Origin of the sequence: Streptomyces catenulae, from assembly GCF_000718015.1 — a bacterium.
In the GTDB taxonomy this organism is placed as follows: domain Bacteria; phylum Actinomycetota; class Actinomycetes; order Streptomycetales; family Streptomycetaceae; genus Streptomyces; species Streptomyces catenulae.
Genome location: NZ_JODY01000086.1, coordinates 1 through 249, shown reverse-complemented (window position 1 = coordinate 249; position 249 = coordinate 1). Strand labels below are relative to the sequence as shown.

Below are 249 nucleotides of genomic sequence, written 5' to 3'. Positions count from 1 at the left end.
ACTGGGTTGATAGGCCAGATATGGAAGCGCCGTAAGGTGTGGAGTTGACTGGTACTAATAGGCCGAGGGCTTGTCCTCAGTTGCTCGCGTCCACTGTGTAGGTTCTGAAGTAACGACCTGTGATTTTGCCGGGTTGGTTAACTTCATAGTGTTTCGGTGGTCATTGCGTTAGGGAAACGCCCGGTTACATTCCGAACCCGGAAGCTAAGCCTTTCAGCGCCGATGGTACTGCAGAGGGGACTCTGTGGG

At 53.4% G+C, this 249-nt stretch carries 1 rRNA gene; it reads left to right on the top strand.

The features are described 5' to 3' along the window. Window positions 1-152: 152 nt before the first annotated feature. Window positions 153-249 (top strand): 5S ribosomal RNA (gene rrf / locus IF23_RS32335); the annotation flags it as partial.